At 69.8% G+C, this 25,224-nt stretch carries 21 protein-coding genes, 2 tRNA genes and 4 pseudogenes; 15 read left to right on the top strand and 12 right to left on the bottom strand.

All coding sequences use genetic code 11. The annotated features are described in order from the left end of the window. The first annotated feature begins 12 nt into the window (after positions 1-12). The 7 genes and pseudogenes from dnaG (at position 13) to ET445_RS13005 (ending at position 8,774) form a co-directional block, all read left to right on the top strand. A complete protein-coding gene (gene dnaG / locus ET445_RS13035; protein ID WP_129191665.1) occupies positions 13-1,959 on the top strand; it encodes a DNA primase in 1,947 nt (648 codons plus the stop codon). A 187-nt stretch (positions 1,960-2,146) separates the two neighbouring features. Next, positions 2,147-3,777 (top strand): annotated as a pseudogene (locus ET445_RS13030) (ABC transporter substrate-binding protein). Positions 3,778-3,860: 83 nt separating this feature from the next. Beyond that, on the top strand, positions 3,861-4,958 hold the full coding sequence (locus ET445_RS13025; protein WP_129191664.1) for an ABC transporter permease: 1,098 nt from the start codon (positions 3,861-3,863) through the stop codon (positions 4,956-4,958). Next, positions 4,958-6,036 (top strand): annotated as a pseudogene (locus ET445_RS13020) (ABC transporter permease). Before ET445_RS13025 ends, ET445_RS13020 begins: the two are co-directional and overlap by 1 nt. Continuing rightward, on the top strand, positions 6,033-7,745 hold the full coding sequence (locus ET445_RS13015) for a dipeptide ABC transporter ATP-binding protein (protein WP_129191663.1): 1,713 nt from the start codon (positions 6,033-6,035) through the stop codon (positions 7,743-7,745). The pseudogene ET445_RS13020 and the gene ET445_RS13015 overlap by 4 nt, the downstream one beginning before the upstream one ends. An 86-nt stretch (positions 7,746-7,831) precedes the next feature. Further along, positions 7,832-8,605 (top strand): ATP-binding cassette domain-containing protein, encoded by a 774-nt coding sequence (locus ET445_RS13010; RefSeq protein WP_208008413.1) that lies wholly within the window; start codon positions 7,832-7,834, stop codon positions 8,603-8,605. A gap of 96 nt (positions 8,606-8,701) precedes the next feature. Further along, positions 8,702-8,774 (top strand) — tRNA-Asn (locus ET445_RS13005). Between the two features lie 44 nt (positions 8,775-8,818). On the opposite strand, the gene ET445_RS13000 is transcribed toward ET445_RS13005, so the two are convergent. Further along, positions 8,819-9,610, bottom strand: coding sequence for a metal-dependent hydrolase (locus tag ET445_RS13000; RefSeq protein ID WP_165314401.1), 792 nt, complete (start codon positions 9,608-9,610; stop codon positions 8,819-8,821). Positions 9,611-9,615: 5 nt separating this feature from the next. Then, positions 9,616-10,473: a methyltransferase domain-containing protein gene (locus ET445_RS12995; RefSeq protein WP_129191661.1), complete on the bottom strand. Its 858-nt coding sequence runs from the start codon at positions 10,471-10,473 to the stop codon at positions 9,616-9,618. Between the two features lie 63 nt (positions 10,474-10,536). Between ET445_RS12995 and ET445_RS12990 the strand changes: the two genes are divergently transcribed. Both ET445_RS12990 and ET445_RS12985 read left to right on the top strand, forming a co-directional pair. Beyond that, positions 10,537-11,265, top strand: a complete 729-nt coding sequence (locus ET445_RS12990) for an AzlC family ABC transporter permease (RefSeq protein ID WP_243695200.1) — start codon at positions 10,537-10,539, stop codon at positions 11,263-11,265. Further along, positions 11,262-11,567, top strand: coding sequence for an AzlD domain-containing protein (locus ET445_RS12985; RefSeq protein ID WP_129191660.1), 306 nt, complete (start codon positions 11,262-11,264; stop codon positions 11,565-11,567). Before ET445_RS12990 ends, ET445_RS12985 begins: the two co-directional genes overlap by 4 nt. Before the next feature lie 67 nt (positions 11,568-11,634). Here ET445_RS12985 and def read toward each other — a convergent pair whose 3' ends face one another. Continuing rightward, entirely contained in the window at positions 11,635-12,198 is a 564-nt protein-coding gene (gene def / locus ET445_RS12980; RefSeq protein ID WP_129191659.1) for a peptide deformylase, read from the bottom strand. Positions 12,199-12,266: 68 nt separating this feature from the next. Between def and ET445_RS12975 the strand changes: the two genes are divergently transcribed. The 3 genes and pseudogenes from ET445_RS12975 to ET445_RS12965 all read left to right on the top strand — a co-directional run bounded on the left by ET445_RS12975 (position 12,267) and on the right by ET445_RS12965 (position 14,686). Then, the gene (locus ET445_RS12975) at positions 12,267-13,184 is read left to right on the top strand and encodes a DMT family transporter (RefSeq protein ID WP_129191658.1); all 918 of its coding nucleotides are present in this window, start codon (positions 12,267-12,269) and stop codon (positions 13,182-13,184) included. Between the two features lie 153 nt (positions 13,185-13,337). Next, a pseudogene (locus ET445_RS12970) lies at positions 13,338-14,587 on the top strand (glycosyltransferase). Positions 14,588-14,612: 25 nt separating this feature from the next. Further along, positions 14,613-14,686, top strand: a tRNA-Ile gene (locus tag ET445_RS12965). On the opposite strand, the gene ET445_RS12960 is transcribed toward ET445_RS12965, so the two are convergent. The 8 genes and pseudogenes from ET445_RS12960 to ET445_RS12930 form a co-directional block, all read right to left on the bottom strand. Then, complete coding sequence (locus ET445_RS12960) at positions 14,684-15,313, bottom strand: TetR/AcrR family transcriptional regulator (RefSeq protein WP_165314400.1); 630 nt, start codon at positions 15,311-15,313, stop codon at positions 14,684-14,686. The two genes, ET445_RS12965 and ET445_RS12960, sit on opposite strands and share 3 nt — an antisense overlap. Continuing rightward, positions 15,310-16,014 (bottom strand): tyrosine-protein phosphatase, encoded by a 705-nt coding sequence (locus ET445_RS12955; protein WP_243695408.1) that lies wholly within the window; start codon positions 16,012-16,014, stop codon positions 15,310-15,312. Before ET445_RS12955 ends, ET445_RS12960 begins: the two co-directional genes overlap by 4 nt. Positions 16,015-16,114: 100 nt before the next feature. Continuing rightward, a complete protein-coding gene (gene phnE, locus ET445_RS12950; protein WP_129191657.1) occupies positions 16,115-16,987 on the bottom strand; it encodes a phosphonate ABC transporter, permease protein PhnE in 873 nt (290 codons plus the stop codon). Further along, positions 16,968-17,837: a phosphonate ABC transporter ATP-binding protein gene (gene phnC, locus ET445_RS12945; protein WP_129192557.1), complete on the bottom strand. Its 870-nt coding sequence runs from the start codon at positions 17,835-17,837 to the stop codon at positions 16,968-16,970. The genes phnE and phnC overlap by 20 nt, the downstream gene beginning before the upstream one ends. Before the next feature lie 14 nt (positions 17,838-17,851). Next, positions 17,852-18,766: a phosphate/phosphite/phosphonate ABC transporter substrate-binding protein gene (gene phnD, locus ET445_RS12940; RefSeq protein ID WP_129191656.1), complete on the bottom strand. Its 915-nt coding sequence runs from the start codon at positions 18,764-18,766 to the stop codon at positions 17,852-17,854. A 325-nt stretch (positions 18,767-19,091) separates the two neighbouring features. Continuing rightward, positions 19,092-20,513 (bottom strand): annotated as a pseudogene (locus tag ET445_RS12935) (flotillin family protein); the annotation flags it as partial. Between the two features lie 95 nt (positions 20,514-20,608). Continuing rightward, complete coding sequence (locus ET445_RS17300; RefSeq protein WP_165314399.1) at positions 20,609-21,079, bottom strand: NfeD family protein; 471 nt, start codon at positions 21,077-21,079, stop codon at positions 20,609-20,611. Positions 21,080-21,124: 45 nt separating this feature from the next. Further along, positions 21,125-21,829 (bottom strand): hypothetical protein, encoded by a 705-nt coding sequence (locus ET445_RS12930; RefSeq protein ID WP_129191655.1) that lies wholly within the window; start codon positions 21,827-21,829, stop codon positions 21,125-21,127. Positions 21,830-22,013: 184 nt separating this feature from the next. Between ET445_RS12930 and ET445_RS18485 the strand changes: the two genes are divergently transcribed. Further along, positions 22,014-22,295, top strand: a complete 282-nt coding sequence (locus ET445_RS18485; protein ID WP_341769708.1) for a hypothetical protein — start codon at positions 22,014-22,016, stop codon at positions 22,293-22,295. After that, positions 22,181-23,833 (top strand): bifunctional 3'-5' exonuclease/DNA polymerase, encoded by a 1,653-nt coding sequence (locus ET445_RS12925; RefSeq protein WP_341769707.1) that lies wholly within the window; start codon positions 22,181-22,183, stop codon positions 23,831-23,833. The genes ET445_RS18485 and ET445_RS12925 overlap by 115 nt, the downstream gene beginning before the upstream one ends. Here ET445_RS12925 and ET445_RS12920 read toward each other — a convergent pair. Continuing rightward, the gene (locus ET445_RS12920) at positions 23,818-24,456 is read right to left on the bottom strand and encodes a PadR family transcriptional regulator (RefSeq protein ID WP_129191654.1); all 639 of its coding nucleotides are present in this window, start codon (positions 24,454-24,456) and stop codon (positions 23,818-23,820) included. The two genes, ET445_RS12925 and ET445_RS12920, sit on opposite strands and share 16 nt — an antisense overlap. 210 nt (positions 24,457-24,666) lie before the next feature. Here ET445_RS12920 and ET445_RS12915 point away from each other — a divergent pair, with 210 nt between their 5' ends. Next, entirely contained in the window at positions 24,667-25,188 is a 522-nt protein-coding gene (locus ET445_RS12915; RefSeq protein ID WP_129191653.1) for a DUF3145 domain-containing protein, read from the top strand. The last annotated feature ends 36 nt before the right edge of the window (positions 25,189-25,224 follow it).

The raw sequence follows: 25,224 nt of genomic DNA, 5'->3' as shown, positions 1-25,224 counted from the left end.
TAGGATGTGACCATGGCGGGGAGAATTCGACAGAGCGACGTCGAAGAGGTGAAGTCCCGCACGAACATCGCCGACATCGTGGGCGAGCACGTGTCGTTGAAGTCGGCGGGCGTCGGCTCGCTCAAGGGCCTCTGCCCCTTCCACGACGAGCGCAGCCCGAGTTTCCACGTGCGACCGGGTCTCGGCTACTACCACTGCTTCGGCTGCGGCGAGTCGGGCGACGTCTACTCGTTCCTCCAGAAGATGGACCACGTGACCTTCGCCGAGGCCGTCGAGCGGCTCGCGGGGCGCCTCGGGTACGAACTGCACTACGAAGACGGTGGCGGCCCCGCGCAAGACCACGGCAATCGGGCGCGTCTGCTCGCGGCGAACCGGGCCGCTTCCGACTACTTCGCCGAGCAGCTCACGAGCCCCGAGGCCGAGGTCGGTCGCCGCTTCCTCGGCGAGCGCGGCTTCGACGCCGAGGCCGCGAAGCGGTTCGGCGTGGGGTTCGCGCCGAAGAGCTGGGATCGCCTGACGAAGCACCTCCAGGGCCGAGGCTTCACGGCCGAGGAACTGTCGGCTGCGGGTCTCGTGTCGCAGGGCGATCGGGGCGTCTACGACCGGTTCCGTGGGCGGCTGGTGTGGCCGATCCGGGATGTCACGGGCCAGACGGTCGGGTTCGGCGCCAGGCGGCTCCTCGACGACGACAACGGCCCGAAGTACCTCAACACGCCCGAGACGGCGATCTACAAGAAGGCCCAGGTGCTGTACGGGCTCGATCTCGCGAAGCGGGATGTCTCGCGCGAGCACCGGGTCGTCGTCGTCGAGGGCTACACCGACGTCATGGCGTGCCACCTCGCGGGCGTGACGACGGCGATCGCGACGTGCGGCACGGCGTTCGGCGTCGAGCACATCCGCGTGCTCCGCCGGGTGCTCGGCGACGCGTCGGGGGTCGGCGAGGTCGTCTTCACGTTCGACGGCGACGCGGCGGGCCAGAACGCCGCGATGCGCGCCTTCGCAGAAGAGCAGCGCTTCAGCGCGCAGACCTACGTCGCGGTCGCGCCCGACGGGCTCGACCCGTGCGACCTGCGACTCGCGCGCGGCGATCATGCGGTGCGCGAGCTCATCGAGCAGAAGACGCCCATGTTCGAGTTCGTCATCCGCCACACGCTCGCGAAGTTCGATCTCGAGACCGTCGAGGGGCGCGTCGGCGCGCTTCGGGCGGCCGCGCCTGCCGTCGCCGAGATCCGCGACCCGTCGCTCCGCCCCGGCTACACGCGCGAGCTCGCGCGCATGCTGGGCCTCGAGCTCGGCGAGGTCGAGCGCGCGGTGCGCAGCGCCGGCGCGCGTGCGCGTGATGCGCGCAGCGGCCGGGACGGCGGCGACGCGGGGGAGCGGCGCGCGGGCGAGGCATCCGTTCGTTCCGAGGGCTCGCAGTCGGGGCGCCCCGTCGGCGCAGGCTCGGCCACCGAGACATCCGTCGATGTTCCGGATGCTCCGCAGCGACCGTTCTCGATCGTCGACCTGCCGAAGGACCCGTCCACGCGCCTCGAGCGCGACGCGCTGCAGGCGATCCTCCAGTTCCCCGAAGAGACGGGGGTCGAGCTCATCCGGCACGCGATCGACAGCCGCTTCGCGAACGACACCCTCGCGGTCGTGCGCGACGGCGTCGCGTCGGCGCTCGCGAGCGACGGGGCGGTCCGCATCGACCGCGTGGTCGCCGAGGTCCCGGCGCCGTACGCGGGCGTCGTGCAGCAACTCGCGGTCGCGCCCGTGCCGCAGCGCACGGGGGCCGAGCTCACCGCGTATCTGAGGGGCGTCGTCGGGTCGCTCGTCGAGCGAGAGCTGCTTCGACAGAAGCGCGACCTGCTCGGGAGGCTGCAGCGCACCGACCCCGCGGACCGCGAGACGTTCGCCGCGATCCAGCGCGCCCTCGTGTCGCTCGAACAGGAGCGGCGCGCCATCGCGGGGGAGTGATCGGTCGACGTCCGACGGATTCCGCAGAGGATTCGCCGTACGTTGCAGATCGATAAATATTCCGGCTGTGGAACCGCGCTCACTGCACGATTTCCTGCCTTCGTGCTACTTCTGGAACATATGGCTTGCGCGCCGGAGCCTGCACTTCCGGCGTGCGAGGACCCCTGACAGGAAGAGGTAGACGGATATGTCATCCGCATCCCAGCACCGGCGTCGCGTCTTCGTCGCGACCGCCGGCGTCTCGGTCGCCGCACTCGCCCTCGCGGGCTGCTCGGCGGGCGCGAGCGACGAGAGCGGCTCCGCCGACTCGCTCACCATCGGCACGACCGAGCAGATCACCGCGCTCGACCCCGCCGGCTCGTACGACAACGGCTCGTTCGCCGTCATGAACCAGGTCTACTCGTTCCTCATGAACACGCCCTACGGCAGCCCCGATGTCGAGCCCGACATCGCGACGTCGGCCGAGTTCACGTCCGACACCGACTACACGGTCACCCTCAAGGAGGGCCTGAAGTTCGCGAACGGCAACGACCTGACCTCATCCGACGTGAAGTTCACGTTCGACCGTCAGCTGAAGATCGCCGACCCGAACGGCCCCTCGTCGCTGCTCTTCAACCTCGACTCGGTCGACGCCCCGACGACCTCACGGTCGTCTTCCACCTGAAGAGCCCCAACGACCAGATCTTCCCGCAGATCCTGTCGAGCCCGGTGGGCCCGATCGTCGACGAAGACGTCTTCTCGGCCGATTCGCTCACGAGCGACGACGAGATCGTCGAGGGCCACGCGTTCTCGGGTCAGTACGACATCACGAGCTACACCGTCAACGAGCTCATCTCGTACAAGGCGAACCCGTCGTACCAGGGGCTCCTCGGACCGGCGAAGACCGAGGTCGTCAACACCCGGTACTACACCGACGCGTCGAACCTGAAGCTCGACGTCCAGGAGGGCAACATCGACGTCGCGCACCGCACGCTGAGCGCGACCGACATCGAGGACCTCCGCGGCAACGACAGCGTCAAGGTCGTCGACGGCCCCGGCGGCGAGATCCGCTACCTCGTGTTCAACTTCAACACGATGCCGTTCGGCGCGACGACGCCCGAGGCCGACCCGGCCAAGGCGCTCGCCGTCCGTCAGGCGATCGCCGACCTGATCGACCGCGACGCGATCTCGGAGGACGTCTACAAGGGCACCTTCACGCCGCTGTACTCGTACGTGCCCGAGGGCCTCACGGGTGCGACGGAGTCGCTCAAGGGCCTCTACGGCGATGGCGCGGGCGCGCCCGACCCCGCCAAGGCCGCCGAGCGTCTCGAAGCGGCGGGCATCCCGACGCCGCTCGACATCTCGATCCAGTACGTCGCCGAGCGCTACGGCCCGTCGTCGTCCGACGAGTACGCGATCATCAAGGAGAACCTCGAGGAGTCGGGCTTGTTCACCGTCGACCTGCAGTCGACCGAGTGGGTCCAGTTCTCGAAGGACCGCGTCGCCGACCTGTACCCGGCCTACCAGCTCGGCTGGTTCCCCGACTACTCGGACGCCGACAACTACCTCACGCCGTTCTTCCTCACGGAGAACTTCCTCGCGAACCACTACGACAACCCCGAGGTCAACGACCTCATCCTCGAGCAGGCCGTCACGCCCGACCCCGCTGCTCGTACCGCCCTCATCGAGGAGATCCAGGACAAGGTCGCAGCCGACCTGTCGACGATCCCCTACATGCAGGGCGCGCAGGTCGCCGTCGTGGGCACCGACGTGCAGGGAGCTGAGGACACGCTCGACGCGTCGTTCAAGTTCCGCTACGCGGCACTCTCCAAGGGCTGAGTCGCTCGATTAGCATCGATCCCAGCTGACGGGGGCGATCCGCTTTCGCGGGTCGCCCCCGTTCCCTGCACCGTGAGGAACCCATGACCGCCACCGATCTCGCCCCGCGGCCGGGCACGCCGACGCCCAAGGCAGGCGCCAAGCCCGCGGCATCCAAAGGCGGAGGCTTCGGGCGCTACCTGCTCGTCCGCTTCCTGCTCATCATCCCGACCGTCTTCATCCTGGTCACGCTCGTCTTCTTCCTGATGCGACTGACGGGCGACCCGATCACGGCGGCGCAGGGCGGTCGACTCTCGGCCGACCAGCTCGCGGAGCTCCGGCACGAGGCAGGCTACGACCGGCCGATCCTCGTGCAGTACTTCGAGTACCTCGGTCGTATCGCCGTGTTCGACTTCGGCTCGACGCTCACGACGAACCGACCGGTCGTCGAGGTGCTCGCGACCTACGGTCCGGCCACGTTCGAGCTCGTCTTCTACTCGCTCATCGTGGCGTTCGCCGTCGGCATTCCGCTCGGCCTGCTCGCGGCGTACCACCGCGACAAGGCGCAGGACGCGATCTACCGCGTGCTCGCGATCGTCTGGTACGCCGTCCCGATCTTCTTCGCGGGTCTCATCCTGAAGCTCGTCTTCTCGGTGTGGCTCAAGTGGCTGCCGATCGCGGGGCGCTCGAACGTCCAGTCCGAGATCGCGATGCAGACGCTGCCGAACCGCACAGGCTTCTACACGATCGACGCGATCCTCACGGGCGATCCCGAAGTGCTCGGCGACGTGCTCCTGCACGCCGTGCTGCCGGCTGTCGCGCTCGGCCTCCTGACGGCCGGCATCTTCCTCCGGCTCGTCCGCACGAACGTCATCGGCACGCTCTCGACCGACTACGTCGACGCAGCCCGGTCGCGAGGCGTCGCCGAGGGGCGGCTGCTGCGCAAGCACGCGTACCGTCCGGCGCTCGTGCCGATCGTCACGGTCATCGGCCTGCAGATCGCGCTCCTCCTCGCGGGCGCGGTCCTCACCGAGACGACGTTCGAGTGGCGCGGCCTCGGCTTCATGCTCGCGGAGTTCCTCGAGTCGCGCGACTTCGTCGCCGTCCAGGGCATCGTCGCGCTCCTCGCCGTCATCGTGGCCGTCACCAACTTCATCGTCGACATCATCGCGGCGTTCATCGACCCGAGGGTGAGGTACTGATGTCCGCGGCATCCGTGACATCCGCTGCGGCGCCCAAGCGCCGTCTCGTCGACCGACTGCCGGTCGTCCACCAGCTCCGTCAGAGCGTCGGCCTCCAGCGCGGCATGCTCGTCGCCGGCCTCGTCATGGTCGGCGGGTTCCTCTTGCTCGCGGCGTTCGCGCCGTGGATCGCCCCGTACGGGTTCGCCCAGCGGAAGGTCGACGGGGTCTCGTTCGGCACGCAGCAGCCGCCGTCGGCCGAGCACTGGTTCGGCACGACCGTCGGCGGGTACGACGTGCTCTCGCGAGTCGTGTGGGGTATGCAGACGGCGATCCTCGTGATCGTCATCGCGATCGTGCTCTCCATCTTCATCGGCGTGCTGCTCGGCCTCTTCGCCGGGTATTTCGGCGGATGGTTCGACCGCATCCTCGTCGTCGTGTGCGACGCGATCTACGCGTTCCCGTCGCTCCTCCTCGCGATCGTGCTGTCGATCGTCATCTCGGGGGGCCAGTCGAACCTGTGGGGCGGCGTGCTCGCCGCGGCGGGCTCGATCACGGTCGTCTACATCCCGCAGTACTTCCGCGTCATCCGCGCGGAGACCGTGCGGATCAAGGCCGAGGCGTACGTCGAGTCGGCGAAGGTGCTCGGCGCGTCGAACGGGCGCATCATGTTCAAGCACGTGTTCCGGAACGCCACTCGCACCCTGCCGCTCATCATCACGCTCAACGCGTCCGAGGCGATCCTGACGCTCGCGGCCCTCGGCTTCCTCGGCTTCGGCATCGAACCGACGGCGGCGGCCGAGTGGGGCTACGACCTCTTCAAGGCGCAGTCGGATGTCACGAGCGGCATCTGGTGGACGGCGCTCTTCCCGGGCCTCGCGATCGTATTCACGGTGCTCGGCATCACGCTCGTGGGGAGAGCCTCAACGATCTCGCCGACCCGCGTCTGCGGGGCCGTCGTCGGGTCGCACAGGCGGCAGGCCAGGTCGCCGAGACATCGGTCGTGCCCGGCGGGACGCTCACCGCGGGCCCTGGCGGCATCGACGGGATCGAGCCCGGGGAAACATTCGACGAGCACGGAATCGAGGTCAAGCCATGAGCGCCGATCGTTCAGACGCACGCGACGCGATCGTCAGCATCGAGCGACTCGGAGTCTCGTTCTCGACCGATGCGGGTGCGGTCAAGGCCGTCGACGACGTCACCCTGCACGTGAACCGCGGCGAGGTCCTCGCGATCGTGGGCGAGTCGGGCAGCGGCAAGACGGTCACGGCGAAGACGATCCTCGGGCTCCTGCCCGAGACCGCGACCGCGAGCGGCGCCGTCGTCCTCTCGAACCGCGAGGGCACGCGCAGCCAGGACGTCGTCTCGCTCGACGCGAAGCAGCTCCGCGAGGTGCGGGGCACGGATGTCGCGATGGTGTTCCAGGAGCCCTCGGCGGCTCTGAACCCCGTCTACACGGTCGGCTGGCAGATCGCCGAGGGCCTCCGTGCCCACGGCGACCTCTCGAAGCAGGAGGCCCGGGTGAAGGCGATCGAGGTGCTCCGACTCGTCGGCATCCCCGACGCCGAGGAACGCGTCGACCACTACCCGCACCAGTTCTCGGGCGGGCAGAAGCAGCGGATCGTCATCGCGATGGCGCTCGTGCTCGACCCGGGCCTCATCGTCGCCGACGAGCCGACGACGGCCCTCGACGTGACCGTGCAGGCCGAGATCCTCGACCTCCTCCGGCGGCTGCGCGACGAGTTCGGCACGGCGATCGTGCTCATCACGCACAACATGGGCGTCGTCGCCGACCTCGCCGACCGCGTCGCCGTCATGTACCAGGGCAATGTCGTCGAGGAGGCCGACGTGACGACGCTCTTCGCGTCGCCCCAGGCCGAGTACACGAAGTCGCTCCTCGCGGCGGTGCCCTACGTCGGGCACGGCACGGCTCGTGCCGCCGAGCGTGCCGCCGCAAGGCCTGAAGGGTGGGCCGAGTCGACGCCCGTCGTGGAGGCGCGGGGGCTCGAGATCCAGTACCCGGGCCGCTTCGGCCGGCCCGGGTTCAAGGCGGTCCACGGCGTCGACTTCGTCATCCGTCCCGGCGAGGTGCTCGGGCTCGTGGGCGAGTCGGGGTCGGGCAAGACGACGATCGGCCGCGCCATCGCAGGCCTCACGAAGGTCACTGGCGGGTCGCTCCAGGTGCTCGGGCACGAGATGAACGGAGTCCGCGAGCGGCAGTTCCGGCCGGTTCGCAGCCGTCTCGGATTCGTGTTCCAAGACCCGGCATCGAGCTTCAACCCGCTCCTCACGATCGCGGAGTGCGTCGCCGAGCCGCTCGTGATCCACGGGCGTGCGGGCGATGCACGTTCGGCGCGTCCGCGTGTCGACGAACTCCTCGAGGCCGTGCAGCTCCCCAAGGCCTACGGCGACCGCTTCCCGCACGAGCTCTCGGGCGGCCAGCGCCAGCGCGCGAGCCTCGCGCGCGCACTCGCGCTCGAGCCCGAGCTGCTCATCGCCGACGAGCCGACGTCCGCGCTCGACGTGTCGGTGCAGGCACGTGTGCTCGAACTCTTCCGCGAGCTGCAGAGCGAATTCGGCTTCGCGTGCCTGTTCATCAGCCACGATCTCGCGGTGGTGGACCTCCTGGTCGACCGGATCGCCGTGCTCTACCATGGCGAATTGGTGGAGGAAGGCACGGGCGCCGAGGTGCTCGGGTCCCCTCGGGATCCGTACACTCAGCGGCTGCTGGCATCGCTTCCGGTGCCCGACCCGGTCGCGCAAGCCGAACGGCGGGCGGAGCTCCGTCGTCTCAGGGAGGCAGTCTGATGCATCGCACCCCCGCGCACGGTCATCCGGTGGTTCTGAGCGACCTCTCGGTTGAGTATCCCGGGCGCGGGCCGAGTCCCGCACACGTGGCGCTCCACGGCATCACGCTGCGGCTCGCGCCGGGCGAGGTGCTCGGGGTGCTCGGCAGTGCGGGCAGCGGCAAGTCGACGCTCGCGAAGATCCTCTCGGGCGTCTTCCTCGATCCGCGCGACGAAGAGGTCCGGCCGGTCATCACGGGCGGCGCGGCGCGCGTGCTCGGCCAGGAATTGCGACGGATGTCTCGCCGCAAGCTCGCGGAGTACCAGTACCGGGTGGGCTACCTGCCGCAAGACGCCGCGGTGCGCCTGCTGCCCGATCGCACGGTCGCCGAGAACATCGCCGAGCCGATCCTCGAGCGCGATCCGCGGTACGACGTGAAGGCCCTGCGACTGCGCGTGGCGAACCTCGTCGACGCCGTGCGGCTGCCGCTCACGGTGCTCGACCTCTTTCCGTACGAGCTCAGCAACGGGCAGCGCCAACGGGTCGCGCTCGCGCGCGCGCTCGTGCTGAAGCCGACGCTGCTGATCGCCGACGAGCCGACCGCGGGCATCGACCTCACGGTGCGCGACGCCGTCGCGCAACTCCTTCACGAGCTGCGCGACGGCCACACGTTCTCGGCGATCGTCATCACGCACGACCTGCCTGTCCTGCGGCGTATCGCCGACCGGATCGCGGTATTCGATCGCGGTGCGCTCGTCGCACTCGGCACGATCGACGAGGTGCTCGACGACCCGTCGCACCCGTACGTCAAGGCGCTCGCGGGCGCGCTCGACGGCGGGCATGCGATCATCGACGAGGTCGAAACGGGCCTCCCGACGTGAGTCGGATGCAGCGCGCTCTGCGCAGCCTCGACGCGAGGGTTCCTCGATTGGGACTCGGGCGAGAGGTTTGCTAGAGTAACTGTCGCTGCAAAGCGATCCTCCATAGCTCAATTGGCAGAGCAATCGGCTGTTAACCGATAGGTTCTTGGTTCGAGTCCAAGTGGGGGAGCAACAGAGAAGTCCCGGTGCGAGATGCACCGGGACTTCATCGTTTCAGCCTGCGAATGCCGTGAGCACTTCGACGGGATCGACTCCGAGCGCGAGAAGGACTTCGCCGATCGCTCCCGCGAGGCAGTAGAGCCCGAGAGCCCACCCGAGCACGTGCTCGCGCAGGCTCCCGGCGTCGCCGAGCAGGGGGAGCGCGACATAGCCGTTCGGCCGCCAGAGGTCGTTCAGCACTGGGATGCGCCGCCACGGCTTCGGCGGGCGCGGCACCCACGGCCACAGGAATCCCGGAAGCCCGCCGGTCGTCAAGAAATCGCCCGCGAGGTGCATGAGCATGCCGAGGCCGACCGCGAGCGGGAACCAGCGCACCTCGTCGGGGGCTGCCAGGACGATGAACGAGCCGAGCAGCAGCCCGACGACCCACGCCGTCGCCCACGACTCGACGAAGTCGCGGGCTTTGAGGCCGAAGCACACGAGCGCGGCGGTGCCGAGACCGGCGCCGATCGCGAGCGGCCCGTACCGCGGGACTTCCACCATCGCGGTCGACAGACCCCACGCGGCGACCGTCGCGAGCACGACCGCGATGATCGAGTGCGCGCCGTGACGGTGCCCGCCCGAGACGGTCTCGACAGCGCCCGCGGCGAGTCTGCCGAGGATCGGCACGGAGTGCGCGATGGTGGCGCTGCGATGGTCGGCATCGGGCAGGAGCGCAGCGCCCGCGCACACGGCCGTGCCGGCGAGCACGCCGATGGGACTGAGCGGCACGAGGCCCGTCGTGATGAGGGGAGCGGCGCCCGTCACGGCGATCCAGGCCGCGGCGCCGCTCGTCGCATGGGTCACGCCCATCATGGGTGTTCGAACACCCAGAGTCCGTTGGTCGGCGGGAACCACGGCCGGCCGTGCTCGTCGCGCACCTCGATGTCGGCGAGGGCCGCCACGTATCCCGGCTGCGTGACGGCGTCGGCGTGCACGAGCGACAGCCCGTACGGCGCGACGGCCTCGGCGTAGCCCGCGAGTGTGTGGAGCTGATAGCGCTCCTGCGCTTCGCGCGCGAAGGTCTCGGCGCCCCACGTCAGCGTGAAGAGGAGTTCGGCGATCTGGTGGCGTGTGCCCTCGACGCGGGCGCCGTCGCGTGCGAGCACGAGCTCGGCGTGCGGCGTGAGCACTGCGTACCGGTCGAAGGCGTCGATCCGCCCGGGCGGGAGAAGCACGCTCGCGGGACGACTTGGGTCGTCGGGCATGACGCCGTCGCGGATCACGAGCCGGCCGCCAGGAGCGAGCATGTCTGCGAACATCGCGAGCGCCGCGTCGAGGGTCCCCCGGCGTGCGTCCGCGGGCGCATACGAGTAGACCTCGTGCAGCACCGCCGAGCACACGATCGCATCGAAGCCGCCTCCGACGACGCGAGCCGCGTCCGACGCGTCGCCATGTGCGACCTCGACGCCGCCGAGCGATTCGAGGCGGCGGATCGCCTCGTCGCTCGCATCGAGCGCCGTCACCGCGAATCCGGCGCCCGCGATCGCGCGGGCGAGTTCGCCGCCGCCCGCGCCGACGTCGAGCACCCGTCGGCCGACGAGGAACGGGATCACGCGGGCCTTGTCGCCGAGGCTCGCGGCCATTCGCTCGAAGTAGCGGTCGTCGAGCGGGCGGTTCGCATCGAGGTCGATCGCGGTGCGTTCGGGCGCGGCGGCGGGCAGGGTCACCCGATCTAGTATGGGTGAGCCCGTGCGCCGATCCGCGCACCGGCGGCGAGTTGTGGAGGATGCGTGGGCGAGGCAGCCGATGGCGGGGCGGATGCCTCGCGCAAACGCCTGCTGAAGTCACCCGCCGCGCGCGACGGCCTGGCCGTCGGCCTCGCCACCGCCGTGTACGGCGTGTCGTTCGGCGCCCTCTCGGTCGCTGCGGGGCTGGATGTCTGGCAGACCTGCTTCCTCAGCCTCATCATGTTCACGGGCGGTTCCCAGTTCGCCCTCGTCGGCGTGGTCGCCTCGGGCGGCGTCGCGGCCGGGGCATCCGCCATCGCCGCCGCGGGCCTCCTCGGGGTGCGCAACGTCGTCTACGGCATGCGCATGAAGCCGGTCGTCGACACGGGCGGCCCCTGGCGACGCGCTGCGGCGTCGTGGGTGACGATCGACGAATCGACCGCCGTCGCGCTCGCCCAGACCGACGAGCGGCAGTCCCGCATCGGGTTCTGGGTCACGGGCGTCGCGATCTTCGTCGGGTGGAACCTCACGACGCTCGCGGGCGCACTCATCGGCGACGCGATTGGCGACACGAGGGCGTGGGGGTTGGATGCCGCGGCCGCCGCGGCATTCCTCGGACTCCTGTGGCCGAGGCTCAAGAGCCTGCAGACGGGCGCCGTCGCGGTGGCGGCCGCGGTCGTCGCCGCCTTCACGACCCCCGTGCTGATGCCCGGACTGCCCGTGCTCGTCGCCGCAGTCGTCGCGGTCGTCGTCGGCTGGTTCGACCTCCTCGGCCGGAGGCGAGCGACGTGACGATCTGGCACATCGTGATCCTCGCCAGCATCGCGACGCTCGCGCTCAAGCTCGCGGGCTACGCCGTCCCGGCGAGCTTCCTCGAGCGCGAGCGACCCGCGCGGATCGCCGACCTGCTCACCGTCGCGCTCCTCGCGGCCCTCATCGCAGTCCAGACCTTCGGCGACGGGCAGGCGATCGTCGTCGATGCCCGACTTCCCGCGGTCATCGTCGCGGCCGCGCTCTTCGCGCTCCGGGTGCCGTTCGTCGTCGTCGTGATCGTAGCCGCGGCGGTCGCCGCCGGGCTTCGCGCGGTTACCTGACGCGGCGACTCCGAGGCATCCGCCGCTCTGAAACCGGGGCGCGACGGTCGCGGCGGTATCGCCGGGCTCAGCCCTCGAGGTCGTCGACCCCGGGCATCCACTGCACGCCGGGCTTGCCCCAGCCGAGCTTCTTCGAGATCTTGTGCACGATCTTGCGATCGCTCTCGCCGAGGCGATCGATGTAGAGCGTGCCGTCGAGGTGGTCGTACTCGTGCTGGAAGATGCGCGCGAGCCATCCGTGCGCTTGAATCTCGTACCCGTTGCCGTCGAGATCGGTCGCGCGCAGGATCGCGTGCTCCGCGCGGCGCAGACCGAACCGCTCGCCCGGGAACGACAGGCAGCCCTCTTCCTCGTCGAGATCGGGCTCACCGGCCGGCGGCGGGCTGATCCAGAGTTCGGGATTGATCGCGACATCCCGCCACGCCTTGCCCGACTCGTCGGTCCAGCCGAATGTGAAGATGCGCAGCGGCACGCCGACTTGCGGGGCCGCGAGGCCGACGCCCGGCGCCCGGTCCATGGTCTCGAACATGTCCGCGACGAGTTCGCGGATCGTGTCGTCGATCTCCTCCACGGGTGCCGCGGGGGAGTGGAGGACGGGGTCACCGGAGATGCGGATCGGGAGGACGGCCATCCCGCAAGGATATCGACCTGGGGAGCGTCGCCGCGGGGGATCGGCGGCGAGCGGGTAGGGTCGAGGGCGTGAATCCCGACCTCAGCGACCTGACGGAGCAGATCGCGCTCTCGCCGACGCAGTTCATCGGGATCCCGCTGGCGCTCATCGGCGCCGTGTTCCTCTCGCTCGGTGCGCAGTTCCAGCACCGCGGGGTGCTGAAGGTCGAGTCGAAGACCGTCGATTCGCTCGGCAAAGGGCTCAACCTCACGCAATTGAAGCTCCTGCTCGCGCGCCCCTCGTGGGTCATCGGCACGCTCATGCTCGGGCTCGCGATCGCCTTCCAGCTCTCGAGCCTCTACTTCGCGCCCCTCATCGTCGTGCAGCCGCTCGGCGCGATCGCCCTCGTCATCACGTCGATCGTGAACTCTCGCGTCAACAAGGTGCAGCTCAATCGCAAATCGATCATCGCGATCGTCATGTGCGTCGGCGGCGTCTTCCTCTTCGTCGGCGTCGCCGCGTTCACCGCCGTCTCACGGCCCGTGACCGACCGTCAGCTCATCACGATCCTCGTCATTCTGCTCGTCGTGCTCGCCGCTGCGGCCGTCATCTTCGGGCTCATGCGCTCGCGCATCCGTGCCGTGTTCTACGTGATCATGGCGGGCGTCCTGTACGGGTTCGTCGCGACCCTCGCCAAGGTCGTGCTCGCGCGGCTGCAGGAGTCGCACTTCGAGTGGCTCACCGCGCTGTGCGTCGTCGGCCTGCTCGCCGGCACAGCGCTCGGCGCCTACTTCGTGCAGAACGCCTATGCGTCGGGGCCTCCTGACCTTGTGATCGCGGGTCTCACGGTCGTCGACCCGATGGTTGCCGTCGCCATCGGAATCGTCATCCTCGGCGAGGCTTCCCAGGCGCCTCCGTGGGCGATCCCGGTGTTCGTCGTCGCCGGTGCGATCGCAGTCTGGGGCGTGTTCATGCTCGCCAGGAACCACCCGCAGACGAGGCTGTGACGCCGCGTCATCCGATCGGATGACATGCCCGGTACAGACCGTTCCCGGACCGTTTGCGTAGACTATGGTCGATTCAGCCCGCACGAACACCCCCGTCGTGCCGCACCATCGGGGCTGATCGGCCCCTGACCGAATCGTGAGGAACCACTCCCCGTGCCAGATACACCCGGCGCGCATCCCGCCGAACCGGCGAGCAGCGTCGAGCGCCCGCTCCGCATCCTGATCGGTGCCGACACGTTCGCACCCGATGTCAATGGGGCCGCACGCTTCGCCGAACGCCTCGCCGCAGGACTCGTCGAGCGCGGCCACGACGTGCACATCATGGCGCCTGCGCCGAGCCGCAAGCACGGCACGTGGAAAGAGACCCACGAGGGTCAAGAGATGACCGCCCACCGCATCTACTCGTGGCGCTGGTACCCCCACGACTGGCTGCGCTTCGCGCTCCCGTGGCGCATCAAGCAGAACGCCGCGCGCGTCATCGACGCCGTCAAGCCCGACGTCGTGCACTTCCAGTCGCACCTCGTCGTCGGCCGAGGTCTCGCCGTCGAGGCCGAGAAGCGCGGCATCCGCATCATCGGCACCAACCACTTCATGCCCGAGAACCTCCTCGAGTTCACGCTCCTGCCCAAGGCCTGGCAAGACTTCGCCGTCGGCGTCGCATGGAAGTCCGCGGGCCGTACCTTCGGGCGAGCCGAAGCCGTCACGACGCCGACCCGGAAGGCCGCGCAGTTCCTCGAGAAGCACACCGGACTCCACGGCGTGCACGCGATCTCGTGCGGCATCGACGCCCACAAGTACTCCCCGAGCTGGGAGCCCCGCACCGAGAACCGCATCCTCTTCGTCGGCCGCGTCACGGGCGAGAAGCAGATCGACGTGCTCCTCCGCGCGGCGACGCTCCTGCCGGCAGAACTCGACGCCAAGATCGAGATCGTCGGCGGCGGCGACCAGATGAAGAACCTGCAGCACCTCGCCGCCGAACTCGGCATCGCCGACCGCGTGACCTTCACGGGCTACGTGACCGACGAAGAGCTCCGCGAGGCTTACCACCGGGCATCCGTGCTCGCCATGCCCTCGATCGCCGAGCTCCAGTCGATCGTCACGATGGAGTCGATGGCCTCGGCGCTCCCCGTCGTCGCCGCGAACGCCATGGCGCTCCCGCACCTCGTGCACGATGGCGAGAACGGCTACCTCTTCGAACCGGGCAACCCGAAGACCTTGCGGCGAAGCTCCGCACCGTGCTCGAAGCGTCTCCCGAGGAGTACCGCGCCCTCAAGGAGGGCTCGATCCGACTCATCGCCGCGCACGACATCCAGACCACGCTCAACACGTTCGAGAGCCTGTATCGTGGGAGGCCGGTCACCGACCCGGTGACCGACGCCGCACCGGCCTCGCTCACGGAGTAGTCGCTTCGTCCGCACGCAGGTGCGCGGGGCGGTAGCTCAGCCGGTCAGAGCAGGCGACTCATAATCGCTCGGTCACGGGTTCAAGTCCCGTCCGCCCTACTCGCGCCGTTCGTCCGTCGTCATCCCGCGCCACGCGACCCGCACCGCCTCGCGGCAGCGCGCGACGACGTCAGGGTCGTCGAACGAGGCTCCACGCACCACGTACTGGTAGTAGAAGACGCCGTTGACCAGGTCGATGCACGCGTCGAGGTCGAGGTCGGCGCGGAGTTCGCCCCGAGCGATGCCGGCCTCGAGGACGGCCGTGATGCCCGCGCGACGACGTGCGACGTGCGAGCGCCAGTACGCCTGCGCGAGCTTCCGGTCCGTGAGCGCGAGGCGGAGCCGCATGCGAAAGCGATCCTCGCTGAAGTTCGGGCCCGCCGCCCGCGGCGACGTGTAGGCGACGAGCACGTTCTCAAGGAGGTCGCCGTCGAGCGGGATCTCGGGGACCTCGCGGCCTTCGTCGAGGACCGCTGCGAGGAGATCGGTCATGCTCGGCCACCGGCGGTAGAGCGACGCCCGACTGACTCCCGAGAGCTCGACGACGCGGCTGACGGTCACCTCCTCGCCTCGGTCGAGCAGAGCGCCCGCGGCAGCGAAGATGCGTTCATCGTGGCCCTCGGCACGCGGGCGGCCGGGCCCGCGTCGTGCAGACGCGAACCCGGCCTCGTCGATCGCGATGGTCACGCCGCGGCCCGTTCGCGCAGTCGCTCGATGAGCGCGTCGGTGAGGCCCGCTGCACGGAGCGGCGCAAGCGGGTCGCCGTGGCGGGCGGTCATCTCGGCGAGGAGCGTGCGCATCGGGACATCCGAGAACGCGGTGCGCGTCGCGGCGCGCGCCGCTTCGTCGAGATCGAACCCGAACTTGGCCATGAGCGGCGCCATCACGGGCGCGAGTCGCTCCATGATCGCGGCCGAGTTCTCGCCCGTGCGGGCGTAGTCGGCGACGATGTCGTCGTGGTCGGCGCCGAGCGCGAGCAGGAGAGACGCGGCGAGGACGCCCGTGCGATCCTGGCCGGCCGCGCAATGGAACGCGACGGTGCCGGGGGCGTGCGCGATGATGGCGAGCGCGGTCACGATCTGCGACGCCACGCCCTCGTACATCCGAACGTACATGCCGCCGAAGCCGGGCTGATCGAGCGGGTCGACGTCCGAGGTATCCTGCGTTTCAACGGCGGATGCCTCGTGGTCGACGTGTGCCGTCGCCTCACCGAGGCTCGTCATGAACGGCACGTGGTGGTAGCTCACCTCGCCGTGCAGCGCGAGCGGTCCGCGGCCGGTGACCGCGACCTCGTCGTAGGAGCGCAGGTCGATGACCGCACGGAGGCCGTTCGCGACGAGTGCGTCGGCGCTCTCTGTCGTCGTCGTCGTGAGGTCGTCGGCGCGGATCGCGAATCCTTGGCGGACTGAGCCGTCGGCGACGGCGATGCCCCGAGGTCGCGCAGGTTGACCGGAGCCGTGAGGGGGATGACGGGCAAGTCGGTGGTGGTCATGTGATCTTCCTTCTGATGATGGCGCTCGCCTGGTCGATGACCGTGACGAGCACGATGATGCAGATGACGATTGCGCTCAGGTGGCCGTAGTCGTACATCTTCATCGCGGTGGTGAGTTCGAGGCCGATGCCGCCTGCGCCGACCATGCCGAGAATGGTGGCGCCGCGCACGTTGCCCTCGAAGAGGAGCAGGGTGTAGGAGACGAGCAGGGGAGCGGCCTGCGGTAGCACGCCGTACTGGACGAGCTGGCGCTTGGACGCGCCGACCGCCTGCATCGCCGTCACCGGGCCGCGGTCGACCGCCTCCATCGCCTCGGCGAAGACCTTGCCGATCGAGCCGATCGACCCGATCGTCATGGCGAGGATGCCCGCGAAAGGACCGAGCCCGACCGCCGAGACGAACATGAGGGCGATGACGAGCTCGGGCAGCGATCGGATGATGTTCATGATCCAGCGCGTCGGGTAGTAGAGCCAGCGCGGGGCGATGTTCGACGCCGCGCCGAACGCGATGACGAGCGAGAGCACCGCGCCGAGGACCGTTCCGACGATCGCCATCTGGAGCGTCTCGATGAGCAGCGCGACGATCGTGTCGAACTTCTCCCAGCTCGGCGGGAACAGCCTGCCGAGGAACTCGCCCATGTTGACCGTGCCCTCGCCGAGCTTCGCGAAGTCGAACTCCGCGCCGACGAAGGACCAGACGAGGAACAGGGCGGCGAGCGGGAGGCCGACGAGGAATCGAGTGCGCGGCGCTCGGAAGGCCTGCTCGAGACGTGCCCGCTCGCGCGCGTCGAGTTCGGGGCGCGCGGCGCGGCGGGGGCCCGAGCCCTCACGTGATCGAGTTCGCGGGCGCTCAGACGAGGTCGTCGTCATCGGATGCTCCTTCGTCGTCGTGTGCGTAGATGGGTTCGAGTGCGGACTCGTCGAGCCGTTCGGTCGAGTCGGAGACGAGCACCTCGCCGTGCCGGAGACCGATGATCCGGTCGGAGTGCTCGAGGGCGAGCGGCATGACGTGCAGACTTACGAGGACGGGGATGCCGTCCTCCCGGGCGATTCCGCGCAGGAGGTCGAGCACCTGATGCGACATCTTCGGGTCGAGGGAGGCGACCGGCTCATCGGCGAGGATGAGCTTCGGCTGCTGCATGAGTGCGCGGGCGATCGCCACGCGCTGCTGCTGGCCGCCCGAAAGCGAACGCGCATCGTCCTTCGCCTTGTGCGCGATTCCGACCCGGTCGAGGAGTTCGAGCGCACGCTTCCGGTGCGCGCTCGTGAACCCGCCGACGAGGTTGATCGGCCCGGCGTCGTGCAGCGCGCCCGTGAGCACGTTCGTGAGCACGCTCAGGCGTCCGACGAGGTTGAACTGCTGGAAGACCTGTCCGACCGAGGCTCGTACGTCGCGAAGCTGGCCCCGACGAAGATTCGCGAGGTCATAGCCCGCGACGCGGACGCTGCCCGAGGAGATCGGGGCGAACCCAGTGAGGCTCTTCATGAGGGTCGACTTGCCGGAGCCCGACGAGCCGAGGAGGGCGACCATCTCGCGGGGGAAGAGGTCGAGGTCGACGCCGTCGAGCACGAGCGGGCCGGTTCCGTAAGCGACGGCGAGGTCGCGGACGGAGACGAGTGGAAGCGCGTTGCCGGGTTCGTGGGTGGACTGGGTGTGCTGGGCGGGCCCGCCCGCCGGGGTGGGACCCCCAGCCGGCGAAGCCTTCGCAGGTGCGATCATCGCGGACACGTCCGTCAGCCGAGATCCGAGATGTCGACGTCGGCGATCTTGGCGATGTCGACGAACGGTTGGAAGATCGACTTCTTCGGCTCGAGGATCGGGTCGGTGCCCTGCATCGCAGTGAACATGGCGCCCAGCGCCTCGGCGTTCTCGGACACGAAGACCTTCGGCAGCGCCTCGAGCAGCAACTCGCGCTTGTCGGCTGCGATGTTCTGGTCGGCGAGCACCGAGACCGCGACCGGCATGGAGTCGCTCTCACCGATCGATCGGGTCTCGCCCGGCTGGAACGGGAAGAGGTCGGTACCCGTCATGGTCGGGAAGATCGTCGACGTGCATGCGATGTCGACCTGCTTCTGCTGGAGCGCGATGAAGCTCATGTCGTGGCCTCCCGAAAACATCGACGTGTAATCGACGTCCTTCTCGAGACCGGCTTCGTGAAGCATTGAGACGGGCATGAAGTAGCCCGAGCTCGAAGCCGGATCGGCGAAGGCGACGACCGTCTCGGGCGTGATGTCTTCGAGGCTCTCGAGCGGAGAGTCGGCGAGCACGAGGCACGTCGACACCGGGTCGTCGTTGCCGGGCCACGCGACGAGCGCGTCGACCTCGCCCGTGTTGACGGCGAGAGCCGAGGGGAAGCCGCTCATGAAGCCGATGTCGACGTGGTGGCTGCGAATCGCTTCGACGACCGCCGTGTAGTCGGGCACGTCGATGATCTCGACCTCGCGACCGGTCTCGGCCGAGACGAGGTCCGCGAACGCCTCGATGGGGTTCTCGGCGGTCGGGTCGTCGCCGAGCGGCGTGGTCGCGAACGTGATGGGAGCGTCGGGGTCGGACGGGGCGGGTCCGGCGGCGGCGGCGCTCGAGCATCCGACAAGTGCGACGGATCCGAGGGCGAGAAGGCCGAGGGCTGAGAGGGCGCGGGCGCGCATGAGGTCTGGTCCTTTCAGAGGGATTCTGTTTCGGTACTGCCGGTATCGGAACCGGCGATATCGAAATGAAAGCCTCTGGAAGTGACCGGGAATTACGAGAACGGGGTGCTCGGAATGGAACCTGAGATGAACAACCGGTATCGAAGCGAGGGGTTTTCGGATGTCTCGGGCGAATCGTCGTCGCCTCGGCCCATGCCGCGAACGACGAACGGGTGGAGGCAATGACTGCCTCCACCCGTTCGAGGGGATTCACTCGGTGTCCGACGCCGCCGTCGGGGCGCTGCGCCGCCGTCGGATCAGGCCTTCGGGGAACCGCCGAGGCGCCGCCCGCGGCCTTGCTGCCGAACTGGCTCCCGGCGAGCCCGGCCAGGATGGCGCTGACGTCGAGCCCCGTGAGCGACTTCACGACCTCCGTGCCCTCACCCAGCACCTGGCCGACGGTCTTCGTGACGGCGCTCGCTCCGTCGGTCGAGACGACCGTCATGGTGCCGATGTTCGAGATCGGCTCGGCGGCTGCGCGCACGATCTCGGGGAGGCGCGAGATGATCTCTTGTGCAAGCGCGGCCTCGCCGTACTTCTTGAGGGCTTCGGCCTTCGCGTCGGTCGCAGCGGCCTCGGCGAGACCTTCGGCCTGGATCGCGGCGGCGCGCGCTTCACCGTCGGCGCGGATACCGGCGGCGAGGGCGACCTGGCGGTCGCGCTCGGCCTCACCCGCGAAGCGCACGGCGGTGGCCGATGCCTCGGCGTCTTGCACGGCGGCGACCTTGTTCGCCTCGGCGATTTTGGTGCGCTTGAATGCGTCGGCTTCGGTCGCGGCGTTCGCGGCATCGCGCTGGGCGTTCGCTCGCTGCACCTCGGCGTACGCCTGCGCCTCGGCGGGCTTGCGGATGTCGATGTCGAGCTTCTCCTGCGTCACAAGCGCCTGCTCGGCGAGCGCGTCGCGCTCCTGCACGGCGACCAGCTTGTCTTGTTCGGCCTTCGCGAGCTGACCGGCGGCCTCGGCCTCGGCGTTGGCGCGGTCGGTCTCGGCTTTGATGGTGGCCTGCTTGAGGCTCAGCGCCTTCTGTCGCTCGGCGACCTGCTCGGACGCGTCGATTCGGGCGAACTCGCTCACCCGCGCGGCCTCGGCCTCGCTCACCTCGGCGACCTGTCGGGCGCGCGCGGCTTCGGCGCGGCCGAGGTTCGCGAGGTAGTCGCTGCCGGGGGTGGAGATATCGGAGATGTTGAGGAGGTCGACCTGGAGGCCCTGTTCGGCGAGGTCTGCCTTGGTCTCGGTCACGACGCGGTCGGAGAGGCCCTTGCGGTCGGAGATGATCTGTTCGATCGTCATGTCGCCGACGATCGACCGGAGCGAGCCTTCGAGCGACTCCTTGATGATCTCGGTCAGGAGGTCTTGCTGCGAGAGGAAGCGCTGAGCCGCGCGGCGGACGCCGTCTTCGGTACCGCTCACCTTGAAGTTGATCGAGGCCTTGATCGCGATCTTGATGCGGTTCTTGTCGACGCCCTCGACGGTGATGCCGATCTGGCGCTGCTCGAGCGAGATCGCGAAGCCCTGTTGGAGGATCGGCCACACGAACGTGCGGCCGCCGATGACGACTCGCTGGCTGACGGGCGCGTCGCCGGGGGCGGGGCGGCCGGCGCCGCGGCCGACGATGACGAGGGCCTCGTTCGGCGGGACGCGGCGGATGCGGCGGGCGATGAACGTGAGGAGTCCGAGGATGGCGATGACGATCGCGATGATCGCGATGACCTGGACGAGTTCGGGGCGAGCACGGCGGCCTTTCGTTCGGGTGAGCGGATGGTCTGTGGGGGAGAGGGGTGGTCGATGACTCGCGTGGCGGCTCAGTCGGCGACGACTTTGACGCGTGAACCGGAGTGCTCGACGACGCGGATGCGCACGCCCTCGGCGATCTCGGCGTCGGCGAATGCGAGGCGGCGCTCGACCTCGCCGGGGCCCTCGAGGCGGACTTCGCCGCCCGAGCTCGTCACGGGCGAAGTCGTCACTCCGGTGAGGCCGACGGCGCTCGCGGGTGCGCCGTCGGACGAGCGCGTGAGCGCGCGGATGCTGAGCACCGCGACGACGTACGCGACGACGGCGAGCACGGCCGCGAGCACGTACGCCCAGACGATCTCGAGCCCCGAGGTCACGGTGATCGCCCCGGCTGCGCCGAACACGACCATGCCGACCGCGAGCGCCGTGCCCGAGAGGGCGCCGTCGCCGATCTCGAAGTGGTCGAAGACGTCGCCGAGCAGCAGCGAGATCACGAGCAGGAGCAGCCCGATTCCGCCGACGATCAGGAAGGGAAGGAGCACGCCGCAGGCCTCTCTGCGCTAGGGGACGGGGAGGGTTCCCTCACCCTATCGGCGGAGCATGCTCTCGCGCAGGATTTCTCCACCGATCGTCGACGGACGGGCGATCCGATCGATCGCGGCATCGCCGCGGAGCTCCCGCATGAGCGAGACGACGTCGTCCGCCACAGCGGGCGTGATCGATCGGCAGACGATGCTCGTTCGCCCGAGCGGGCCGAGCCCGCCGCCGCGGACGCGGATCACCTCCCAGCCGACCTCGCGGAGCGCGTCGTCTTTGTCGAGGTCGGATGCCTCTTTGAGCGCGATGTGCGCCCGCCCCGAGCGCCCGGGGTCGTCGTACTCGATCGCGATGCGCACCTGCGGCACGAGGATGTCGGGCCATACCTCGGTGCGGCCGTGGAACGTTCGGGCGATGCCCACGGCGTTCACCCGGTGATGGAGCACGAGGCGCTCGTCGAGCAGGATGCGCAGGCGCTGCTCGGTCTGGGAGGTGCGGGTGCGCAGGCCCGGGCTCATGAAGGCGACGCCCGCCTCGCGCAGCGCACCGGGCGCGACGGCGCTGGCCCGGCACTTCGCGCACCCGGTGCCCGTGAGCACGTCGAGCACCGTCGCGGAGTAGCGGTCGTGCCCGCGACGGCAGAGCCAGTCGTATTCTGCCCCGACGCGCGTCTCGGCCGCGAGCCGCGTGCGTTGCGCGGGGGCGACCTTGCCCAGCAGTTCCGCCCGCGAGCGGTGCGTCTCGTGGACGAGCATGCACAGGGGCAGGGGCGGCGGAGCCGCGGGGCGGCGGGATCATCGGCGCCGTGGCCGCAGGCGAAGGCCACTGCGGTCATGCGCGGTCGATTCGGGTCATGCCGACAGGATGCCTCGGGCCGCCGACATCGGTCGCGGCGGGGTCTCCGCGGCGCGTGTCGGCGGTTCGAACGAGAATGAAGGGGTGCGGATCGTGATCGGTTCGGCCGGACCCGGCCGCGTGGTGCTCGTCGACGTCGACGTGGCAGCCGCCGACGATTCGCCTGCCGACGAGACATCCGGCGTGCTCGCCAAGGCATCCGCCGACGATCTTCCCGCGCTCGTCGCGAGGTTTGCGCCCGAGCGGCCGCGGTGGGTGTGGCGCGACACGCGAGAGTGGTACCCGCGGCTGCTGGACGCGGGGTACGAGTCGAGCGCGTCGTCGATCTGCGGTTGTGCGGCGCGATCCTCGAGCAGTCGACGATGACGGATGTCCCGCGCCCCGACCTGCCGCCGCGCCCGTCTTGGCTGCCGCCCGGCCCCGCCGAGCCCGGTGAGGGCGGGTTGGCGACGCCCGCCGACGCCGCGGCCGCGACGCTGAGCGAGACCTCTGCAGTCACCCTCTTCGACCTCGCCGAGGCATCCGCCGTCTCACACGAGCCGACAACCGCCTCGAACTCGGCGATCGACCGGCCGACCGCCGCCGAACTCGTCGCCGAACTGCGCCGACAGGATGCGCTCATCGCCGGGAGCACTTCGCCCGCTCGGCTCCGCGTTCTTCTGGCGGCAGAGTCCGCAGGCGCCCTCATCGGCGCCGAGCTGCGCGCGGCCGGGCTTCCGTGGAGTACCGACGTCCACGAAGGGGTGCTCGAGTCCGAGCTCGGCGCCCGCCCGCCGCACGGCGGCAAGCCCGCCCGTATGGCGGCGCTCGCAGCCGACGTGCGAGCGGCGCTCGACGCGCCGACGCTCAATCTCGACTCCCAGATCGATCTGCTCCGAGGCCTCCGCAACGCCGGGCTGCCCGTCGCGTCGACGAGCCGGTGGGAGCTCCGTGAGCACGACCATCCCGCGATCCCTCCGCTCATCGCGTACAAGAAGCTCGCACGCCTGTACTCGGCGAACGGTTGGGCGTGGCTCGACGAGTGGATCCGCGACGGCAGGTTCCGGGCCGACTACGTGCCGGGCGGCACGGCGACGGGCAGATGGGCGACCTCGGGCGGCGGGGCCCTGCAGCTGCCGAAGCAGGTGCGGCGGGCAGTCGTCGCCGATCCGGGCTGGCGGCTCGTCGTCGCCGACGCGGCCCAGCTCGACCCTCGCGTGCTCGCCGGGCTCGCGCTCGACGAGCGCATGGCCGAGGCAGGTCGTGGCCGCGATCTCTACGCGGGGCTCGTCGACTCGGGTGTCGTCGAGACGCGCGACCAGGCCAAGGTCGCACTCCTCGGCGCGATGTACGGCGCGACGACCGGCGACAGCGGGCGGCTCGTCCCTCGGCTCGCACGCGCCTATCCGAAAGCCATGGCCCTCGTGGATCGCGCCGCGGCCGACGGCGAGCGCGGACTCAGGGTGACGACCCGGCTCGGGCGTTCGTCGCCTGTCCCGCCGCCGGCGTGGTGGGAGGCGCAGACGCGAGCCTCGCAGCCCGACGCGAGCCCGGCCGACGAGCGTCGAGCCCGATCGGTCGCCCGAGAGTGGGGGCGCTTCACGCGCAACTTCGTCGTCCAAGGCAGTTCCGCCGAGTGGGCGCTCTGTTGGATGGCGGCGCTCCGCTCGCGGTTGGCCGAGATCGGCGCCGCCGGTGCCGCGGTGACGCGCGCCGAGGCATCCGGGACGGTCTTCGACAGTGCCCCGCACCTCGTGTACTTCCTTCACGACGAGATCATCGTCCACACGCCCGCCGAGCAGGCCGAACGCGTCGCCGACGCCGTTCGCGAGTCGGCGGCCGACGCGGGGCGCCTGCTCTTCGGGGCGTTCCCCGTCGAGTTCCCGCTGGGGCTCGCGATCGTCGAGAGTTACGCGGAGGCGTGAGCCGAGCCTGGGTCGGCGGATGTCCCGGGGTCGCTCGTGCGCTTCCCAGGACGCCGTCCGCGCTTCGGACGAGCATCGTCGGGGCCGAACGCCGCAGGTCGAGCTCCGCGTACCGTTTCGAGCCATGTGAGCGCGGCGTCGGCCCTGGCGACCCCGGAATCGGCGGCGAGCACGGGGAGCGCGGTTTCGGCGCCGGAGCCAGCTGCGGCCGCGGCTGCCGCCGCCGCCGCACGGCGATCGGACGCCTCGGAGCGGCGCTTCTCCCACCGGGCTTGCTCTCCGTCGAGCACGCCGACGAGGTCGACGCCCGGCAGCGAGGCAGCGACGAGGACGCGATCGACGGTTTCATCCCACGGGTCGGCGCCCGAGGCATCCGCCCCGCCCAGCCAGGCGCGCGCCTCGCGCTCGCCGGCCTCGGTGAGCCGATGCAACGGCAGACCGTCTTCGGTCGTCCCCGCCGATGCGATGAGTTCGCGGGCGGTGAGCCGGTCGAGCGTCGCGTACGTCTGGCCGACGTTGACCTCGCGACGACCGCCCGTGCGGCGGGCGAGTTCGCCGTGCAACTGGAAGCCGTAGGCCGGGCCGGTGAGGAGCAGGGCGAGCAGTGCGTCGCGCACGGCCATTGGTGCCTCCAGGGGACAGGAAAGTTTCACTGAGCATACGGTTTCTGCCCAGCCGTCTGTCGACGACACGTCGGGCCCGTGCCCTTGTCCGAACCGCTGATCCGGGGCATAATCGCCGTGACGGCACGCCGTCGCCAATCGAATAACCACGCCGCTCGTCGGTTCCAGAGGTCGTTGGGGAAGACGCACCTCACGGGAACGGAGAACGAGATGGGCGAGAAGGTCACGCGGGCCGAGTGCGCCGCGCGAGGCGTGCTGTTCGTGCACTCCTCGCCGCGTGCGATGTGCCCGCACGTCGAATGGGCGGTCGGCCGGGCCACCGGCGTGCCCGTGAACTTCGAGTGGCTCGAACAGCCCGTGCTTCGGGGCACCCTCCGTGCCGAGTTCGCGTGGGAGGGTCGCGTCGGCGACGGAGCGCGCATCGCGTCGGCGCTTCGCGGCTGGGAGCAACTCCGCTACGAGGTGAGCGAAGACCCCACGCCCGGCTCCGACGGCGCACGCTGGATGCACACCCCCGAACTCGGCGTGTTCTTCGCACAGACCGACACGGCCGGCAACACCGTCATCCCCGAAGACCGAGTGCGCTACGCCATGGAGATCGCTGCGAACGACGCCGTCGAGCTCCACCGCGAACTCCGCCTCGCCCTCGGGCAGGCATGGGACGACGAACTCGAACCCTTCCGTCATGCGAACGACTTCGCCCCGGTGGTCTGGATGCATCGGGTCGGATGAAGCCCGCGGCGCGGGCCGTGGCGCGACGCGAAGATC

Source organism: Agromyces protaetiae (genome assembly GCF_004135405.1).
Classification (GTDB): Bacteria; Actinomycetota; Actinomycetes; order Actinomycetales; family Microbacteriaceae; genus Agromyces; species Agromyces protaetiae.
This window is presented reverse-complemented; position numbering and strand designations above follow the sequence as displayed.

What these genes read in the sequence shown, in the direction of transcription:
- dnaG (WP_129191665.1), top strand. Translation starts at nt 13, where the DNA reads ATGGCGGGGAGAATTCGACAGAGCGACGTCGAAGAGGTGAAGTCCCGC.
- ET445_RS13025 (WP_129191664.1), top strand. Translation starts at nt 3,861, where the DNA reads ATGACCGCCACCGATCTCGCCCCGCGGCCGGGCACGCCGACGCCCAAG.
- ET445_RS13015 (WP_129191663.1), top strand. Translation starts at nt 6,033, where the DNA reads ATGAGCGCCGATCGTTCAGACGCACGCGACGCGATCGTCAGCATCGAG.
- def (WP_129191659.1), bottom strand. Translation starts at nt 12,198, where the DNA reads ATGGCCGTCCTCCCGATCCGCATCTCCGGTGACCCCGTCCTCCACTCC.
- phnE (WP_129191657.1), bottom strand. Translation starts at nt 16,987, where the DNA reads ATGACGACGACCTCGTCTGAGCGCCCGCGAACTCGATCACGTGAGGGC.
- phnC (WP_129192557.1), bottom strand. Translation starts at nt 17,837, where the DNA reads ATGATCGCACCTGCGAAGGCTTCGCCGGCTGGGGGTCCCACCCCGGCG.
- phnD (WP_129191656.1), bottom strand. Translation starts at nt 18,766, where the DNA reads ATGCGCGCCCGCGCCCTCTCAGCCCTCGGCCTTCTCGCCCTCGGATCC.
- ET445_RS12930 (WP_129191655.1), bottom strand. Translation starts at nt 21,829, where the DNA reads ATGCTCGTCCACGAGACGCACCGCTCGCGGGCGGAACTGCTGGGCAAG.
- ET445_RS12920 (WP_129191654.1), bottom strand. Translation starts at nt 24,456, where the DNA reads ATGGCCGTGCGCGACGCACTGCTCGCCCTGCTCCTCACCGGCCCGGCC.
- ET445_RS12915 (WP_129191653.1), top strand. Translation starts at nt 24,667, where the DNA reads ATGGGCGAGAAGGTCACGCGGGCCGAGTGCGCCGCGCGAGGCGTGCTG.